We start from the raw sequence: 19,074 nt of genomic DNA on the forward strand, positions 1-19,074 counted from the left end.
CGCGCAATTCTTTCAATTTGTTTGATTTATTTAGGCTTATTTTTGCTGCAAAATACACCTCCTGAGTAAATAGCCCTTGCGATGGCACTATTGCGCATGCCAATCTTAGACAACTTTTGCTTTAGGGTTTTATCATGCCTGTAGAAATCAGCTTTACTCCCATTCAATTTGCAGCCATTGCCGCTGTTGCATTCATCGCATTTTTATTAGGTATGTTAATCAATCAGCGCTTAACAAGGCAGCGTTGGGAGCAAGTAAAAGCCGCTAAAGAAGCTGAGCACGAACAACAGTTAACTCAAGCATTAGCACAAGTTGATTTACTGCAACATCAACTTGATGACAAGCAAGATAATATTCATCATCTACAACAAAAAGTAGAACAGTTAGTCGCTGATGTTGCCCGCGCAACGGCCGATGCTCAACGACTCAACAAAACAGAAGAGCATTTAGCGCAAACCCAACACAAATTAATGGAAGCTCAACTTAATTTATCTAAATCAAATGCTATGCAGTTGAGCATCAAAGCCCAAGCTGAAACTCAACAACAAGCATTACATGACAAAGTCGCCCTCCTAGAAAGCGCCGAACAACGCTTAAAAGAACAGTTTGAGAACTTAGCCAATCGCATTTTTGAAGAACGTACCGAAAACTTCAAAAAACAAAATGTTGACCAAATGGATGGCGTTTTAGGGCCGCTGAAACAACAACTCGATGGTTTTAGACAACAAATACTGACCTCATACAATCATGAACAATCCGAACGTAGTGCACTGAAACATCAGCTTGATCATTTGCGTGACCTTAATTTAAAAATGAGCCAAGACGCCATAAACCTCACCAACGCATTAAAAGGTGACAACAAGCAACAAGGTAATTGGGGCGAGGTCATTTTAGAGCGGGTATTACAAGAAAGTGGCTTAAGAGAGGGGCACGAATACGCCACTCAACAACAACTTAAAGACGATGCTGGTAAACGCTTTAAACCTGATATCATCGTGCATTTACCCCAACACAAAGACGTAGTGATCGATGCCAAAATTTCGCTAATTGCTTACGAGCGCTACTTTAATAGCGACGATGACCTTGTGTCACAACAAGCGCTAAAAGAACATGCAATTTCAATCCGCCAGCACATTAAAGGCTTAAGCCAAAAAGATTATCAGCAGCTTCATGGGGTAAAAAGCCTTGATTACGTGTTGATGTTTATTCCAATTGAACCTGCATTCTTATTGGCCATTGAACACGATCCAAGCTTGGTAAACTTTGCTCTAGAACATAACATTATGTTAGTCAGTCCAACGAACTTGCTCGTAGCGCTGCGCACCATTAATAATATTTGGCGCTATGAATACCAAAACCAAAATGCTCAAGCCATTGCTAAGCAAGCGGGACGAATTTATGACAAATTATGTGGCTACCTTGATGATATGGAAAAGCTTGGCCGCGCGTTAGAAACAGCCGACAAAACCTACCAAACTGCAATGGGTAAACTGTCTACCGGTAAAGGCAATGTTATTCGCCAAGCTCATGTCATGCAGCAGCTCGGCGTAGAAACCAGCAAGCAGCTTGATTCAGTGGTCTTACAACAAGCATTAGATGAATCAATCGATAAAAATTAATCTTTCGTTAAGCGTCAACCATAATACTGCTTAAACGCCACAAAGTGTAAAGCCAGTGCAGATTGGCATCGGGTTATCAGTGCTCAATGCCAATCAAAACGTTGTCATTTTATTCACGTTTAGGAAGCCCTTAACATGCAAAGCCTAAGGTTACGTACCTTTTTCATTCTTTTTGTGCTTATTGCATCCACCTTGGTGTTATCTGGCAGCCAAACCGCCATCGCGACCACACATCATTACTCCATCGCTCAACAAACTTACCTAGATGCCCGCGAAGCACTCGACAATAAAGACATGGTGCTATATCAAAAACTGCGCCATAAAATCCCCGATTATCCGTTAACCATTTATTTGGACTACCACCAGCAATATAACCAAATAATGAACATGAACGGTGTCCAAGCAAATAAAGCCTTAGCGCATTACCGCACCACCGCGTTATTTAATACGCTGCGTTATCGCTACTTATCTCATGTTGGCGCTAAAAAACAATGGCAAGACTTCTTAGCCGTTTCGCCCTCTACCCCAAACGATATAACTTTGCAGTGTTATTATAATCGTGCCCAAATACACAGCGGCGATAAAAATGTTGGTTATCAAGGTGCTGAAAAATTATGGCAATATGGCTATTCACGTCCTAAAGCGTGCGACCCACTCTTTAAGCAATGGACCAAAGCCGGTCACCGCACCCAAGCACTCATTTGGCAACGTATGCTATTAAGTTTTAATGCTAACCAAAGCAGTTTACTCAAATGGTTAGGTAAAAAACTGCCACAACGCCAAGCGGAAGTGGATTTGCTAATTAAGGTGTATCGTGACCCACAAACCTTGCGCCATACCCGCCACTTTTCAAGTCAACAAGCCGTAGTCGGTGACATCGTTAATGTCGGTTTGCGTAAACTGGCTAAACGAGACTTACAACAAGCTGCCAAGCTTTATTTAATCTATCAACAAAAACAACGTTTTAGTGACTATGAGGCCAAACAACTCAATCGTTATATTGTCCGCCGAGCACTGATTAAACAAGACAGCGCGCTATTAGCCCATGTCGACAGCATGCTTGAAAAAATCGGGTCAGATGACTTATACGAGATGCGTTTACGTTGGGCGCTACGCGATCAAGATATGGATTCCGTTGCGCGTTATTTACCATTACTGAGCAAACAAGGCCAAAACGATCCCCGCTGGCGCTATTGGCAGGCACGGCTGAATCTTGACGATAATCTCAATAAATCAACCACGCAAACATTGGCCACTGAACAACTAACCATGCTTGCCCAGCAGCGCAACTTTTATGGTTTTGTCGCCGCAACATTAAGCAACCAAGCTGTAAATATGAACGACAACCCCATTGTCTCATCAGCTTCGTTAAGACAAAAATTATATCAAGACCCCAGCTTTGCCCGTGTGATTGAGCTTAGAGCCATCGACAAGTTAATTGATGCCCGCAGCGAATGGTTGCAATTAATGCGTCGTCAAACCGATAATGCGCTTAAAGCAGAATATGGACTATATGCCCTTGAGCATGAGTGGTATGACTTAAGTGTAGAGTCAAGCATTCAAGCTAAAAGCTGGCACGCACTGGCACTGCGTTTTCCGCCGGCGCAGCAAGCATTATTTCATCAAGCCAGTGAACGACATCAAGTCAGTGAATATGAAATCACCGCCATATCTCGGCGCGAAAGTGCGTTTTATCCATTTGCAACCTCTGGTGTGGGTGCGCGTGGCATGATGCAATTAATGCCCGCAACAGCAAAACATACCGCCAAACAACAAAAGCTTGCCTATAAAGGCACTCAGTCACTATATCAACCCGAGCTCAATATCATGCTGGGCAGCGCTTATTACGCCAAATTGTTAGCACAATTTAATCAAAACCGCATATTAGCCACTGCGGCCTACAACGCGGGTCCAAGCAATGTTAATCGTTGGCTAAAACGCTCAGGCGGTAAGCTGGATTTAATGAGCTTTATTGAAACAATTCCTTTTAGGGAAACCCGCGAATACGTGCAAGCCGTTATCAGCTATCGATTGATTTTCCAGCATCAACATAACGCCCTACAGCCAATGTTTAGCCAGCAGGAATTTAATCAGCTGTATTAATAGTGGCATTTTTATGCGGTAAACTTTTAAGGTGTTTTTGTTAAACAACAATGTTGTTGGCCAATAAACAATGATAGTGTAAGTGGCAGAAATTAAGTTAAATCCGTACACAGGGAGTTAAGGTGTCGCAGTCAAAAATTAATAATTTACTCAGCCAGTTAGAACAAGTTTTAATAGGTAAACCACAACAAATTAAGCTTGCTTTGGCGTGTATTTTGGCCAAAGGTCATTTGTTAATAGAAGACCTACCCGGCATGGGGAAAACCAGCTTATCTTACGGCTTAGCCAGCAGCTTAGGCATGAGTTATCAACGGGTGCAATTTACCAGCGATATGTTGCCAGCAGATTTACTTGGCGTGTCGATTTTCGACAACAGCTCGCAAACGTTTACTTTCCACAAAGGGCCGCTATTTAACCAAATGCTATTGGCCGATGAGATCAATCGCGCCAGCCCCAAAACCCAAAGTGCGTTACTTGAAGCCATGGCCGAACGTCAGATCACCCAAGACGGTCATACTTACCCGTTGCCTGAACCTTTTTTTGTTATTGCCACCCAAAATCCCGTTGATCAATCAGGTACGTTTCCATTACCTGAGTCACAGCTTGACCGCTTTATGATGCGAGTCTCTATTGGTTACCCAAATGAACAAGCTGAATTGACCATGCTTAAAACGTATTTACATGGCAGTAATCGCCTTGAGTTATCCGCTATATTAACCCCAACGGCACTGCTTGAACTTCAAACCCAAGTCACTCAAGTCAGTGCTTCTGATGCTGTGCTGAAATATTTATTAGCATTAGTAGAGGCTTCTCGTCAGCAACAACAAGGCAGTGGTTTGTCACCCCGAGCCAGCATTGCATTATTACAAGCTGCCAAAGCATGGGCATTTATGGATGAAAGAAACTACTTAGTGCCAGAAGATATTCAAGCGGTATTTACCGCTGTGGCTGAGCACCGTATCCGCGGCGCAAGTGCCCTACAAGGTCGGTCATTGTCAGAAACCATATTGACCCAAGTTAACCCCATTCGTTAATAAGGTTGTGTCATCATGGTAAAACACAACAATGCACCTAAACCGTCATGGCTAACCAGATTAACGCCGCCATCATGGCGTCGACGCTGGGAGCGATGGATTTCACGGCGTCTCCCCGCTCAAAAACAAGTCACGCTCAGCCATAAAGGCATATTTATTCTCCCAAGTGGTTTTGGGTTAGCCTGGTTAGGCTTGGTGGTAGTGTTGTATTTATTTGGGACTAACTATCAAAACAATTTAATTATCGGCTTAAGTTTAGTGTTAGCCAGTGTGTTTCATACCTGCATAATCTACAGCTATAAAAATCTTGCGGGGTTAACTTTTAGCGCCTTAACCCCACCAGAGGGCGTGGCAGGTGACACCATGCCGATGCCAATTAAACTTAGTGGGCAAACCGACAAACACCATACCAATACCACTCATCAACAAATTTGCCTTAACTTTGCACATCAGCGTCATATTCGTGTGCACCACAGTGGTGAACTCACCGATGCCACCATTCCATTTGACAATCCGGCTCGCGGGCTGCTTCGACCGGGGCGAATCACGGTATCGTCTTACTTTCCTTTAGGGTTGTGCCGCGCATGGTCTTATGTGGACTTAGATTTACAGCACATCATTTATGCCAAACCTCAACCGAGTGAAATTCAATTAACCAGTGTAGCCAGCCAAGATGCCACCAATGAACAACATGGCAAACTACGCCCAGGCGTTGATGACTTTAAAGGCCTGACCCCGTATATTGATGGCGAGTCATTAAAGCAAGTGGCGTGGAAACAATGGGCACAAGGCAAAGGCATGTTTACTAAAGTGTTTGCCGAGCCTGAAGGCGCGCCAGTGTGGTTGAGCTATCAGCGCCACAGTGCAGAAAGTGTTGAGTCACAACTGAGCCACCTTGCATGGCAGGTTGACAGCTTGTCACGTAAACAACAAATGTTTGGTTTGTCATTATTACACTACGCCATTGAACCCAATAATGGCGACGCCCACCGTAAAGCCTGCCAAATTGCATTAGCGACCTTTGCTTTATCCTCTAATACCCACCCTGATAGTCATTCATGCTCAGCGAATTTGGGGGGCAAAAATGAAGGATAATTTTGATAGTATCATTAGCCGTACTACTTTGTTTTGGCTGCTAATAACCAACGTAACCATTTTATTACCGCTTTATGCTAATGCCACAATTTGGAGTATCGGCATATGCGCAATTTGTTTTGTTTGGCGCATCGGTATTTATTACGGCAAAGTATCTGCACCGCCAAAATATTTAGTCAGTGGCTTAGCCATTGGCGCTGCAGTTACCCTCGCCTTAGTCGCATCCGAAATTGGTGCATTAAACGCACTGGTTAATTTATTGCTGCTTGGCTACGCCCTTAAATACATTGAAATGCGTGCCGTAAGAGATGTCAAAGTCGTGGTGTTAGTAGGGTATTTTTTAATTGCATTTGCACTATTAGAGCAGCAAAGCATGATGTTTACCGCGCAAATGTTGTTGATTAGCGTGATTAACGCTTGCGTGCTGATTAGCGTGTATCAAGACCATAGTAGCCGCAAAACCAATGCCATTTTTGGTTTAAAGATTATGTTACAGAGCTTACCGCTTGCCATATTATTGTTTGTGGTGTTCCCGCGCCTTGGACCGTTATGGTTAGCGCCCAACTTAAAAGTGGCGAAAACGGGTCTTTCAAACGAACTGAGCTTTGGGGATATCAGTCAACTCACCCGTTCAGATGAGTTGGCTTTTCGGGTGGGTTTTGAGCCTGAATCCAGCCAACAACAATTACCGAATGATGCCTTATATTGGCGCACATTGGTGCTAGAAGATTATGACGGCCAAACGTGGCGCCAAAACCCGCAAATTTTAAACCAGCAACGCCGCGCCTTTAGCCAAAAGCCTCAGCGTGAGTTACCAAATGATGTCACTGATAAGTTAACCTACACCATCATTAGCGAGCCCAGCCATAAAAAATGGCTGTACGCACTCGATCAAGCTTTTAGCCAAGAGCCGCATATTGTCGAACTCGCGGATTTACGTTTGTATTCCGCGCGCCCGATTGATCAACGTTTAAGTTATCGGGTCGACTCTTATCCCAATAGCATATTAAACCCACAAATTACCCCTTACACCAAGCGGGTTGATTTAGCCCTACCAGCCAATAGCAACCCACAATCTATGCGGTTTGGCAAACAGTTACAGCAACAGTACCCCTCAGCCACCGTGCGTGCACAGGCAATTATGGATTACTTTTCCCAGCAGGCTTTTTATTACACCTTAACGCCGCCGACATTGGGTAAAGAACAAATTGATGAGTTTTTATTTGACCATCGTGCCGGGTTTTGTGCTCATTATGCCTCGGCATTTGTGTTTTTAGCTCGAGCAAGTGGCATTCCTGCCAGAATGGTCACAGGTTATCAAGGTGGAGAATATAACCAAAAAGCCGGTTATTACAGCGTATATCAATATATGGCCCATGCTTGGGCTGAAATTTGGGTTGAAGGCGTAGGCTGGCAACGTTACGACCCGACGGCCATGATTGCACCAGAGCGTATTTTAGATGGTTTTGATGCCACATTTGACAGCCAATCTAGCTACTTACAAGACAGTCCTTTTAGTAGTTTGCATATGAAGCAGTACCCTTGGCTAAATGATATTCGCCAAACACTTGCCAGTGCTGACTTCTATTGGAGTGTCTGGGTATTAGGGTTTGATGAACAGCGTAAACAACAAGTGTTATCAAAACTACTTGGCCAACTCGACACACAAAAGCTGGCGTTATTTATGCTGATAAGCCTGCTGCTTATCGGGTTAATGATTGCTTACTACGCAGGGTTATTTCATGCATCGGCCCAAAAAGATGTCCTGATTAAACGTTACCAACGCCTATGTCAGCGCTTTGCCAAAGCTGGTGTGGTTCGCACTCAATCTCAAACGGTCAGTCAATATAACCAGCAAGTCAGCGCCGCCTTTGCGGCGCGAAAGCCGAAAGTTGCCGCGCGTTTTAATCAACTAAGTGAGATATACAACCAATTGAAATATCAGCCATTATCAGCGCAGCAACGTAAGCGGTTACTTAAGCGCTATCGCTACTTATATCTGCAATTACGATTAAGCAGCCTGTAAATATTTTCAAAGCACCTTGAAATAGCGATACTTTGAAATTTCGAATGTTGAACATTAAATACTTAAAACAGGCATAACGCTAGACGCTGCGCACATAAAAGCGCCATTTAGATTGCGATAAACCACAAGCTCACGTTTATTGCTTTGCGCTTATTGTTCAAGCTTTTACAATAACCTATCTTCGTTATCTGGACTGAATAATGCTTAAATTAATTCAATCAAATCAAATGGAAGTTTTATCGGCGCATCTAGCTAATTTTATCGCCACCCCACTTCCAAATACGCCTTTACTCAGTAACGAATCGATTTTGGTGCAAAGCCCTGGCATGTCGACGTGGTTACGGCTTGAAATTGCAAAACATAACCATATTGCTGCAGGATTAACATTCCCTTTACCGTCAAGTTTTACTTGGCAGTTATGCCACTTATTACTGCCTGATGTGCCCAAAGAAAATGCCTTTACCAAAGCGGCAATGACATGGAAGCTACTTGATTTACTCCCCAGCTTATTAAACGACACTGATTATGCGCCGCTGAGTCAGTACCTTGACTTGCCCGCTGAAATTACTGATGAAGCCCTTGCGAATATCGACGGGGTAAAGTTGTATCAATTATGTGGCCGCATTGCCGATATTTTTGACCAATATTTAGTGTTTCGCCCCGACTGGATCCAATGTTGGGAGCAACAGCAGCCGCTCACTGAATTAGCGCCAAATTTAACATTAGATGCTAACCAGCAATGGCAACCTAAACTTTGGCGTGCATTAATCGACTACAACCAACATCAACTCAATGCCAGTGTATATCACCGCGCAAACTTACATGCTGACTTAATTCAAGCACTAAACAACCCCGACTCAGACATAAGCGAGTTGCCAAAACGATTGTTTGTATTTGGTATTTCGTCAATGCCGCCGCAAACTTTAGACGTGTTGTATCACCTTGCAAAGCGTATCGATGTGATTATATTGGCGTTAAGCCCATGCCAGCATTATTGGGGCGATATTGTCGACCCTAAAGTGCGCGCCAGAATGTCATTGCAATACGCCAACAAAAAACAACTGCAACAAGACTGGGAAGCTTGCCTTGAAGTCGGTAACCCGCTGCTGGCCAATAACGGTAAAATGGGGCGCGAATTATTAGACTTAATGTTGAGTTTGCCAGAAGATCACACCGACTTTGGTGACGATTGTTATATTGAGCCGCAGCCGAATAATCTCCTTCATGGGGTGCAATATGATATTTTACAAATGGAAACATTAGGCCAAGCACTCGGCCCTGATGCAGACATTTATCATCAGGTGCAATTAAGACGCCCACTGCAAGCTAATGACAACTCAATTACCCTGCGCAGCTGTCACAGCCCACTGCGTGAAGTTGAAACCTTACACGACCATATTTTAGGGCTTTTAGCACAAGATGAGACGCTAAGCCCTAAAGACATTGTAATAATGCTGCCTGATGTCGCCGCTTATGCTCCCTATATTGATGCTGTTTTCAGCACTGCCAATAGCCAGCCATTTAGCGCGCAACATCCAAATAACGCAACATCTCAAAACACAGGCAACCGCTACATACCTTACGCCATTGCCGATAGAGGCGCAGCGCAAGAGTCGCCATTAATTAATAGCTTTTTAAGTTTATTAAACATCAATCAAAGCCGCTTTGGGTTAACTGAAATTATTGGCATTTTAGAAGTGCCCGCCATTTTGCGCCGCTTTGGATTAGATGATGAAGATTTACAGTTAATCCGCCGTTGGTTAGACAGCGCTAACGTGCGCTGGGGACGAGATGCCAACAGCCGAAGTGAACTTGGATTACACAGCTTTAGTCAAAATTCATGGGCATTTGGTATTCGCCGTTTAATCCTCGGTTATGCCATGAATGACGATGCCGACATTTATCATGACACCTTATTAGTTGCCGGCGTTGAGGGGCAATCAGCACAAGCATTAGGTAAACTACTTAACTTTTTAGAAAAGATAGACCATTATCACAATGCTTTTTTACAGCCTCAAAAAACACGTAAACTATTATCATTACTGACTTTATTGCTTGAAGATTTTTATGAAGCCATTGATGACGAACAGCAACAACTGCAAACCATTCGAGAAGCGCTAAGCAGCCTTGACACGGAACTGTTTGAAGCCGGCCATCCACTTGATAATGAAGATAATACCAATTTATCCCTGACGCTAAACGCCCTCACAGCGCATCGCCAACTCGATATTGAAATATTAAGACAATGGTTTACTCAGCGTCTAACTGAGTCGCGGGTTGGCCAGCGTTACTTAGCTGGTAGCATCAACTTTTGTACCTTGATGCCAATGCGCTCAATCCCTTTTAAAGTGGTGTGTTTGTTAGGCATGAATGACGGGGTTTACCCTCGGGTTCAGCATCCTGTTGGCTTTGATTTAATGGCGCACTTTGGCCCAATAAAAGGTGACCGTTCTCGTCGTCTCGACGACCGCTATTTATTTTTAGAAGCTTTATTATCTGCCCGTGAACAATTATATATCAGCTTTATTGGTCACAGTGAACGTGACAACACTGAACGTTTACCTTCTATGCTAGTGTCTGAGCTAATTGAGTTTGTGCAAATGAGTTACTTGCCCCTATCGCAAGTCAGTAAACTTGAGCAGTGCACTAACACCGATATACTTGGTTATATTGAGCAATTAGATAACGCCGTTTATCAGCAATTGATTATTGCCCAGCCACTGCAACCATTTGATAAAAGGCTTTATACGCCATCTGGCGACCACAATAGCAAACAAAGTTTTAATCCTCAGTGGTGTCCTCCGAGTAACAACACTTTGCAAGAACAAGCTTTTTTAGCCGCAAACCAACGCATTGTGGTTGATGAACACCACACCGACACCTTGGCGTTAAACGGGCAAACAGAGATTGAACTTAGCGCCTTAATGCGCTTTTATCGCCACCCTGCGCAATACTTTTTTAACCGCACTTTACATGTTGATTTGGCGCTGCAAGTAGAAGCAGATGATAACGATGAGCCATTTGAATTAGACGGTTTAGGGCGTTACTTAATTTTGTCGCAATTAATTGATAGCGCATTATTAGACCTCAAAGGCCACATTGAGCCGCAACTATTGGCATCATTAAAAGCCAGTGGTGAACTACCAATGGCACCATTTGATGATTTGTTGCTCGAAAAATTTACTAAAGATGTCGCCCCTTTAGTTAACCGCGTGCAATATCTGCGTGAAGAACAGCCACTTGAAACCGTAAATGTTGAGCTGCAATGCCAAGTGGATATCGGCATTACTGATGAACATATGACTAATTTAACGGTCTTTGGCAGAATTGATAACGTGTCGCCCAAAGGTTTGGTTAACTACCGTCCAGGTCGTGCCCACGGCCGCGACTTAATTCAAATGTATTTACGTCATTTATGTTTAAATGCCATGGGCGTTAATAAGCACAGTTATTTAATTGATATTAATGATTTTCATAGCTTTGCACCGTTAACTACCCCGCAAGCATTAGCGCAACTATCGCGCTTTATTCGCGTGTTTGTTGATGGTCAGTCTCGGGCAATATGCCTACCACCACGCACCAGCTTTGTTTATGCTCAAACAGAAGGTGAACACCCTGAAAAGCTGCAACAAGCAAAAGCTCAATGGTCCAGTAGTCAGTCAGTTTATGTCGAAGGGCAAGACCCGCATAATCGACGTTTATTTGCCTTTCCAGATAGCTTTAGTCAAACCCAATTTGGCGGCTTAGTTGAGCATTTATTAGCGCCGATGATCAGCTTGTATCAGCACGCACCGTTAGCCCAATTAGATGCCTTTGTCACTGAAACCGCCATTGAGCAACTTGCGAATGTCATAAACCAGCAAACCAGCAACAAAGCGAATAAACCCGCTAACAAAAATAGCCCCATAAAGACTAATCAACATAGTCATGTGACTCACATTGATGATGTAAAAAAAGCCACTGGCCCTGAAGGAGTTGCATAATGAATACCCATACTGTCTCGCCTTTGCAGCCAATTTCATTACCATTTAACGGTTCAAGCTTAATTGAAGCCAGTGCTGGCACAGGCAAAACGTACACTATTTCGGGGTTATACCTGCGATTATTACTCGGCCATGGTGGCCAATCGCCGCTCAGTTGTGAGCAAATTTTGGTGGTTACCTTTACCAACGCGGCCACACAAGAGCTTCGCGATAGGATCCGAAAACGGATTCAACAAGCCTTTAAACGCTTTATTGGACTACCAACAAACGATGAGTTTATTGAACAACTTTACCAACAAACACCTGAAGAAGAGCGCAGCACCGCATTAAAGCGCTTTGATCTCGCCTTAAAAACCCTAGATGAAGCAGCCATTTATACCATTCATGGTTTTTGTCAGCGGGTCTTAAGTGACATGGCTTTTGAGTCATCGTTGTTGTTTGAGTCAGAATTTACTTTAGATGATAGCGAATACTTACATCATGCTGTGCGCGATTTTTGGCGCGAGGTTTGCTATTCATTGTCGCCCACCATTGCCGGCTTGGTCAGTAACCACATTGCGACGCCGGATTTATTGGCGCACAAATTACGACCATTACTCGGGGCTGCACAAGCAAAGCTCACTATCACGCCAAGCCAATTTATTGAGCTCAGTGAAAACCTTGTCAGCAGCATCAATCGCTTTAAAAAGAGTTGGATTGATGAGCAAGCACAAACCTATGAATTACTCATTTCATTACCGTTAAACGGGGTGCGTTTTGGCAAAAAAGCTGACGGCTACCCCAAATTACAACTCCAGTTCGAACAACTGAGCCTTTGGGCTGAACATGGTCAAGGATTACCACCGAGCAAAGCACTTGAACAACTTGCGTTATCTGGGCTAAAACTCAATAAAGGCGGTGAAATTCCCACCAAAGAACAAGCGCCTTTGCTTGATCAAATTGAACGCTTATCAAGCGCCATTACCGAAATTATTCCCGCGTTTTTAGTACGAGCCCAGCAAGGCATAAAACAACGCTTTAATGAACAAAAACAACAACGCAATTTAATGACGCCCGATGACTTATTAGTCACCTTAGCCAATGCAATAGATACCCAAGGTAGTCAGTTAAGCCAAGCCATTGCTAAGCGTTTTCCTATTGCGTTAATTGATGAGTTTCAAGACACCGACCCGCTACAATTTAAAATATTTAATCAGGTATATCAGCCAATAGATGCTAACAGCTTACCAAGCACTGCAGTAAGTAACACTTCTGCATTAGGGTTATTGATGATCGGCGACCCTAAACAGGCAATTTATGCGTTTCGCGGCGCAGATATTTACACCTATATTGCTGCTAGAAATCAAACTCAAGCGCGCTTTAATCTCGCGACAAATTATCGCTCATCAGCTGGGCTGGTTCATGCAGTCAATGCCATATTTAACCAACACCACGACCCATTTATCAACCAAGCCATCCCGTTTGATTTAGTTAACACGCCACCAAGCGCGGCAAATAAAGTGATTATTGAGTCGCCAAGCCATCAGCAAGCTCAAGCAACTCAAACTGAGAATAATAACGCGGCGCTGCAAATTCGATTATTAGCAGAGCACAAAGAAAACGGCTTAAATAAAACCGATGCACGGCAAATGCTCAGCGATGATGCTGCTAATGAAATTGCCCGCTTACTAACGTTAGCGGCGCAAGGTAATTGCAACATTAACGGCGCAGCACTGCGAGCTAAAGATATTGCGGTGTTAGTGAGAGATCGCAATGAAGCCGCAGTAATAAAAGTAGCATTAACTGAGCGTCAAATTGGCGCGGTATTCTTAAGTCGCGATAGCGTATTTAACACCAATGAAGCCGCTGAAGTTGCGTTATTACTGCATGCATTAGCTGCCCCCAAAGACGAGCGAAAACTACGCGCGGCGCTAGCAACGCAACTGTTTGGTTATAACGCCGAGCAAATACATCAATTTAATCAACACGAAGCAGTCCGTCAGCAGTTGCTTGACCAATTTATGCAATGGCATGAACTGTGGTTACATCGCGGCGTGATGCCAGCATTACTGCGCTTAGCTAGTGACACTCACTTAGTGTCAAGGTTATTAAGCCAAGCAGAGCCAGCACAAAATGACAGCTTAACGGATGATGATGACGACAACTTAACCGACAACAGCGGTGAACGCCGTCTAACAGACTTTCGCCACCTGAGTGAGTTGCTGCAACAAAAAGCCACTGAGCTTGATGGTAGCAGCGCATTAATCAATTGGTTTGAGCAGCAACTCATTGATGCCAGCGGCCAAGATGAACAACAATTACGCTTAGAAAGCGAACAAAACCTTGTTCAAATTGTCACCATTCATAAATCTAAAGGTTTAGAGTATCCAGTGTGTTTTGTGCCGTTTATCAGCTTAGCCAGAAGCAGTTCACGCCGCCCTGACCCACTGCTTTATCATGATGACACTCAACTCGTTTGGGACTTAAATGGGACTGACGAGGGCTGGGATAAACACAAACAAGAAGTGCTTGCTGAAGATTTACGCCTGCTTTATGTCGCGCTTACTCGCCCGGTTTATCGTTGTTACATGGGAATTGCCAACCAATCACGGCAGCTAAAAGCGGGCATTAGCAGTCAGTTATACCAAACAGGTATTGGTTACTTACTGGGGATTACCGACAAAAGTTGCACGATTGAGGATATTGTCAATCGCACTCAAGCACTGGCGCAATTAGACTGCATCGATGTATCATTAATTGAAGCATGCGCCGCAACCGCCCTTACTATCAATGCAACTAATAACATCAATTATTGCGCAAAACCGCTAACACGCGGCCACAGTACACCATGGCGCGTAGGCAGTTATTCAGGATTGGTAAAACATTTACCCCACGAAAAGACTCAGCCCGGCGCTGATGATGAAGATTTTAGCCAAGAAACCAATCCGCTACTAAACGTGGAAAATGACAATGTTGATGCGGTTGAATTTAATCGCTTTAGTTTTGAGCGCGGCGCAAATGCAGGTAGTTTTATGCATTTAGTGATGGAGTTATTTGACTTCACACAAGCAGAAACTCAACTGCAAGATGCCATTATTAACGCCATGAAACAATATGGTTTCGACACCGATATCTGGTTAGCCCCATTACATGAATGGTATCAACAAATTCTAACCACGCCGTTGCCACTAAATGAACAACACAATATTTACCTTGCTAATTTAGCTCCACAACAAGTGCTAGTTGAAATGGAGTTTTATTTACCGTTAACTCAATTAAAAGCCAATGACCTCAATCAATTACTGACTCAATATGGCTATGAAGCAGGTTTTAGTTTCGACACATTAAAAGGAATGCTAAAAGGCTTTATTGATTTAACCTTTGAATACCAAGGCAAATATTATATTGCTGATTACAAATCTAATCATTTAGGCGACACTTTTGATGCTTACCATCTGGGCGCATTATCAAAGGCAATCAACAGCCACCGCTATAACTTACAGTACATTTTGTACACCTTAGCACTGCATCGATTCCTTAAATTACGTTTGCCTCAATACCAATACCACACGCATATGGGCGGTAGTTATTACTTATTTTTACGGGGAATGACGCCATCACATCCGGGCAGCGGGGTATTTTACGATTTACCACCACAGCAACTCATAGAACAATTAGATGCGCTATTTACCACGCCCGACACTATCAATAGCCTTGTAGGCAATACTAGCTCAGTACAAGGAGTAAGCACATGTTAACGCTTAACATGCCAATAGCGGCATTGCTAAACCAATGGCAACAACAAGGCGTGTTGACATCACTTGATCGCCACTTTGCCATTGAGCTGTCTAAGCTAGAATCACAACATGCTCAAACCGATGAGTTAAACGCCCTATTTTTATTAATATGCGCCTTGTTGAGTCAAAAACTATCGAATCAACATACATGCTTAGTGATAAACAGTATTGATTTAGCTAATCCGATGGGTGAAAACATTCATGGATATCATGCCGATAAGCCTTCAAGTTGCTGTCAAATCAACATCACTCATGGACAATTACTTACCACACTGTGCCAGTTTGATGCCGTTGGCAGTTCTGGTGACAACAAGCCATTAATTTTAGACCTTGGACGATTGTATTTAAATAAGTATCACCATTTTGAAATTAACGTCGCGGCAAAATTACGTCAATTAGCCAGCCACTCGTTTAGCCCAGATATCAACATCACTCGTGATTATTTAACGATGTTATTTCCAGCAGAAACGACAACACGTCAACAACCCGTATTAAATTGGCAAAAAATAGCCACGGCAACAGCGCTAACTAAAGCCTTAGCGGTGATCACTGGCGGCCCGGGCACGGGTAAAACGACCACCGTAACCAAATTATTATTGTTACTGCTAACTCAATCGCCGCTTACCCTGCGTTTAGTTGCGCCAACCGGCAAAGCCGCGGCAAGATTAAGTGAGTCAATCAAAGCGTCAAAAGCACGCTTATTGCAACAACTCACTTCAGCCAATGATGGTAGTGAAGCAAATAATGTATTAATTAGCGCCCTAAACACCCTTCCAGAAGAAGCATCGACACTACACCGTTTATTGGGCGTTATTCCGCAATCACATCAATTTAGGCACAATAAAACCAATCCATTACGTTTGGACTTATTAGTGGTTGATGAAGCCTCAATGGTGGATTTACCCATGATGCATAAACTGCTTGATGCGCTACCGAGCCATGCACGGTTAATTTTGTTAGGCGACCAAGACCAGTTAGCTTCAGTTGAGGCAGGTTCTGTATTGGCAGATATGTGTTTAGGGCTAAAAGCCAACGCTCAAGAGAGTAGCATTGACCCCTGGTTTATGCGTTACAGCCAGCAGCAAGCACAATTAATTGAAGCGCTGACAGGCAACAATGTCAGTCAATATCAACTACCCTCACAGGCTAGCAATACACATATAGCCAGTAATATGACCGACACAACTGAGCAGCAACTAAGCAGTTTTGGTGACAGCTTATGTATGTTGCGCCATAGTCATCGTTTTGCTGGCGATGCGGGAATTGGCCGTCTTGCTAATGCCGTTAATCAAGGTGATATCGCTGCAATTTCAGCCGTATGGAATCATGGTTACAATGAGCTACATTGGTATGAGCATCAACATGTGCAGCAACAAGGTAAAGACCAACTTGTTGATTTTTCAGTGAGTGTTTATCGCCCCTATCTTGAAATGATCCAATATAATCAAAAGGTATTCACTGAAGCACTGAGCCTTGATGACAATGAATCGCCTGAGCAAAATACGGCAATTTATACAGCTAATCAGATTATCGACAGTTTTAACCAATACCGCTTACTTTGCGCTATGCGCAGTGGCGAGTTTGGGATTGATGGCATGAACGCCAGCTTAACATTAGGGCTACAACAAGCGCAGTTGATTAACCCTAATCAAGAGTTCTATTTAGGCCGGCCAATCATTATTCAAAGTAATGACTATAACCTCGGTTTGTTTAATGGCGATATTGGGTTAATTTTGCAAGATGAACAGCAACCTTCCCGGTTAATGGCGCATTTCATTCAAGCCGATGGCAGCCTGTTAAAAGTGCTTCCAGCAAGGTTACCAAAACACGACAGCTGCTATGCAATGACAGTACATAAATCCCAAGGCAGTGAGTTTGACACCGTAGGATTTGTATTACCGCAACAGCCCAGCACCTCTCAATGGCAATTGCTGACCAAAGAGCTCGTTTATACCGCGATTACGCGTGCTAAAAATCATTTCTATTGTCTGGGTAATCAACGCGTATTTGAGCGAGCGTGTAAACAAGTCACTCATCGAAGTAGCGGCTTAGGCCAACGCTTATGGGGCTAAGTTATCCCTTTTGAGATTAACATTTTCAATAAAATGGCTAGCCAAACTTGTACATTTAGGGCTTTGGTCTTTATCATAGCCCCACTTTTATCTTGCCCCTTCCGTTAATGGAATCTTTTTGGGCTACTCGGTTTTTTAGGAGCGATTGATGGCTAAAATCAATGTATTGTTATTATGTGGCGGCGGCGGTGCTGAGCATGATATTTCCCTTATGTCTGCCCGTTTTTTTACCGCGACATTAGCTCAACTGCCGCAATTTGAAGTATTAAAGGTTGAATTAAACAAGCAAGGTCAATACATCACCGAACAAGGTGAACATTGTGAAATCACCCATGAGCGCCAAATTCGTTATCACAATAGCGAGATACCGAGTTGGGAGATCGACTTTGCCCTGCCTTGTATACATGGCTACCCTGGTGAAACTGGCGATATTCAATCATTTTTTGATTTAATAAAACTGCCATACTTTGGTTGTGACGCTGAAGCATCCCGTAATTGCTTTAATAAAGTCACCGCAAAAATGTGGTTTAGTGCACTAGGGATCCCTAACACGCCGTATTTGTTTTTACACCAGTTTGACCAACAAGCCGTAGCAAACACTCAAGGCGCATTAGATAAGTGGGGCTCGGTATTTATTAAAGCCGCTTCACAAGGCTCATCTGTTGGCTGTTATAAAATCGATACCTCTGAAGACATTGCAAGCACATTAGAGCAGGCATTTAGTTATTCTCCTTATGTGGTGGTTGAGAAAACCATTGTTGCCCGCGAACTTGAAGTGGCTGTATATGAGTATCAAGGACACGTTATTGCCACAAAACCTGGTGAAATAATTTGCGCCGATAATGCTTTTTATACTTTTGATGAAAAGTATGCGGATAACAGCCAAACACGAACTGATGTTGAAGCAAGAAACCTTACACACGATCAAATTGAACAAATTCAAGCCTATTCAATTAAAGTATTTAAAGGTATGAAACTGCGTCATCTCTCACGAATTGACTTCTTCTTAACCGATGAAGGTGAAGTGCTACTGAACGAAATTAATACCTTTCCCGGCTCTACACCTATTTCTATGTTCCCCAAAATGATGCAGCACAATGGCCTTAGTTACGCAGATTTTCTAGTGGATGCCATTTCATCACAATGTCAACCTCGCCGATAACCACACATTGATTTAGTCGATTCAAATAAAAACACCTGGTGAAGACTGGGTGTTTTTTAGCTCGGAGCTGGTGCTGGCGAATGTGCTCACTTGCGCTGGCACTTTGCCCGTCAAATTATCAATCTAGAGCAACAAGCCTCCATTTTAGATATTGTATTTTTACGCTTTAAGCCCCTCTTTAATAGACTCTTTCTGAATAATTTA

At 43.3% G+C, this 19,074-nt stretch carries 9 protein-coding genes; all 9 read left to right on the plus strand.

From position 1 onward, the window contains the following. Positions 1-134: 134 nt before the first annotated feature. The 9 genes from rmuC (at position 135) to G3R48_RS14780 (ending at position 18,870) form a co-directional block, all read left to right on the plus strand. Positions 135-1,619, plus strand: a complete 1,485-nt coding sequence (gene rmuC / locus G3R48_RS14740) for a DNA recombination protein RmuC (protein WP_153662189.1) — start codon at positions 135-137, stop codon at positions 1,617-1,619. A 135-nt stretch (positions 1,620-1,754) separates the two neighbouring features. Then, the gene (locus G3R48_RS14745) at positions 1,755-3,722 is read left to right on the plus strand and encodes a transglycosylase SLT domain-containing protein (protein WP_153662191.1); all 1,968 of its coding nucleotides are present in this window, start codon (positions 1,755-1,757) and stop codon (positions 3,720-3,722) included. A gap of 122 nt (positions 3,723-3,844) precedes the next feature. Continuing rightward, the gene (locus G3R48_RS14750; RefSeq protein WP_212593383.1) at positions 3,845-4,756 is read left to right on the plus strand and encodes an AAA family ATPase; all 912 of its coding nucleotides are present in this window, start codon (positions 3,845-3,847) and stop codon (positions 4,754-4,756) included. A 15-nt stretch (positions 4,757-4,771) separates the two neighbouring features. Beyond that, complete coding sequence (locus G3R48_RS14755; RefSeq protein ID WP_153662193.1) at positions 4,772-5,851, plus strand: DUF58 domain-containing protein; 1,080 nt, start codon at positions 4,772-4,774, stop codon at positions 5,849-5,851. Further along, positions 5,841-7,877, plus strand: coding sequence for a transglutaminase TgpA family protein (locus tag G3R48_RS14760; protein ID WP_153662195.1), 2,037 nt, complete (start codon positions 5,841-5,843; stop codon positions 7,875-7,877). The genes G3R48_RS14755 and G3R48_RS14760 overlap by 11 nt, the downstream gene beginning before the upstream one ends. 200 nt (positions 7,878-8,077) lie before the next feature. After that, a complete protein-coding gene (recC, locus tag G3R48_RS14765; protein ID WP_153662197.1) occupies positions 8,078-11,860 on the plus strand; it encodes an exodeoxyribonuclease V subunit gamma in 3,783 nt (1,260 codons plus the stop codon). Next, positions 11,860-15,597 (plus strand): exodeoxyribonuclease V subunit beta, encoded by a 3,738-nt coding sequence (gene recB, locus G3R48_RS14770; RefSeq protein WP_153662201.1) that lies wholly within the window; start codon positions 11,860-11,862, stop codon positions 15,595-15,597. The genes recC and recB overlap by 1 nt, the downstream gene beginning before the upstream one ends. After that, on the plus strand, positions 15,591-17,708 hold the full coding sequence (recD, locus tag G3R48_RS14775) for an exodeoxyribonuclease V subunit alpha (protein WP_153662203.1): 2,118 nt from the start codon (positions 15,591-15,593) through the stop codon (positions 17,706-17,708). Before recB ends, recD begins: the two co-directional genes overlap by 7 nt. 148 nt (positions 17,709-17,856) lie before the next feature. Continuing rightward, positions 17,857-18,870 carry a D-alanine--D-alanine ligase gene (locus G3R48_RS14780; protein ID WP_153662205.1) on the plus strand — a complete coding sequence of 338 codons (1,014 nt, stop codon included), beginning with the start codon at positions 17,857-17,859 and terminating at the stop codon, positions 18,868-18,870. The last annotated feature ends 204 nt before the right edge of the window (positions 18,871-19,074 follow it).

The sequence above is a fragment of the Shewanella intestini genome (assembly GCF_018221465.1).
In the GTDB taxonomy this organism is placed as follows: domain Bacteria; phylum Pseudomonadota; class Gammaproteobacteria; order Enterobacterales; family Shewanellaceae; genus Shewanella; species Shewanella intestini.

What these genes read in the sequence shown, in the direction of transcription:
- rmuC (WP_153662189.1), top strand. Translation starts at nt 135, where the DNA reads ATGCCTGTAGAAATCAGCTTTACTCCCATTCAATTTGCAGCCATTGCC.
- G3R48_RS14745 (WP_153662191.1), top strand. Translation starts at nt 1,755, where the DNA reads ATGCAAAGCCTAAGGTTACGTACCTTTTTCATTCTTTTTGTGCTTATT.
- G3R48_RS14755 (WP_153662193.1), top strand. Translation starts at nt 4,772, where the DNA reads ATGGTAAAACACAACAATGCACCTAAACCGTCATGGCTAACCAGATTA.
- G3R48_RS14760 (WP_153662195.1), top strand. Translation starts at nt 5,841, where the DNA reads ATGAAGGATAATTTTGATAGTATCATTAGCCGTACTACTTTGTTTTGG.
- recC (WP_153662197.1), top strand. Translation starts at nt 8,078, where the DNA reads ATGCTTAAATTAATTCAATCAAATCAAATGGAAGTTTTATCGGCGCAT.
- recB (WP_153662201.1), top strand. Translation starts at nt 11,860, where the DNA reads ATGAATACCCATACTGTCTCGCCTTTGCAGCCAATTTCATTACCATTT.
- recD (WP_153662203.1), top strand. Translation starts at nt 15,591, where the DNA reads ATGTTAACGCTTAACATGCCAATAGCGGCATTGCTAAACCAATGGCAA.
- G3R48_RS14780 (WP_153662205.1), top strand. Translation starts at nt 17,857, where the DNA reads ATGGCTAAAATCAATGTATTGTTATTATGTGGCGGCGGCGGTGCTGAG.